The organism is Streptococcus jiangnanensis (genome assembly GCF_040888325.1).
Lineage (GTDB): Bacteria > Bacillota > Bacilli > Lactobacillales > Streptococcaceae > Streptococcus > Streptococcus jiangnanensis.
Map to the genome: position 1 here is coordinate 1 of NZ_JBFNFF010000020.1, position 498 is coordinate 498.

Annotated in this window: 1 protein-coding gene; it reads left to right on the top strand. The window is 41.2% G+C overall.

Features of this window, described 5'->3' with window-relative positions; translation table 11 throughout:
* Positions 1–31 precede the first annotated feature (31 nt).
* Complete coding sequence (locus tag AB2B49_RS09210; RefSeq protein ID WP_231071365.1) at positions 32–340, top strand: hypothetical protein; 309 nt, start codon at positions 32–34, stop codon at positions 338–340.
* Positions 341–498: the final 158 nt, after the last annotated feature.

Here is a 498-nt window from a genome sequence, read left to right on the forward strand (position 1 = left end):
ATGTCAAGATTGAAACCCAGTGGGAGAATTGGTGACAGGCCACGCAGACTTTACCCACCAGTCCATCACTATGGCTACTCATCTTAATCCTAATCAAGTCCAGTTAACTGATATCTATGGCGGTAGAGAGCATGTCAAGGACCTTTCAGGCTGGGAGGAAGACACGACATTTAATGCAAATGATATGAAACCAAGCATCGGCGAGGATGATTACAAGGCTGATTTGGACTCGGTCAATCTTATCGGCCGTATGCAAAAGGGGAATCCTATGACCAAGCCATATCTTCTTACTATGCTGATCTTCAAAAAGATTCCTCTCAGAGAGAAAGAGAATTCTTAAAAAATAAAGATTGGAAGCATGTCAGAAGTACTATTTATGCTAGTATCCTCCCATTAGAGATTATGGAAAAAGGTGAAGATACCATTAAAGCATATATTGAAAGTAACTATTCAGGTGTATCCAAGTTTTTAAACCGCTTGGAAGCCGTGGCGGACTAG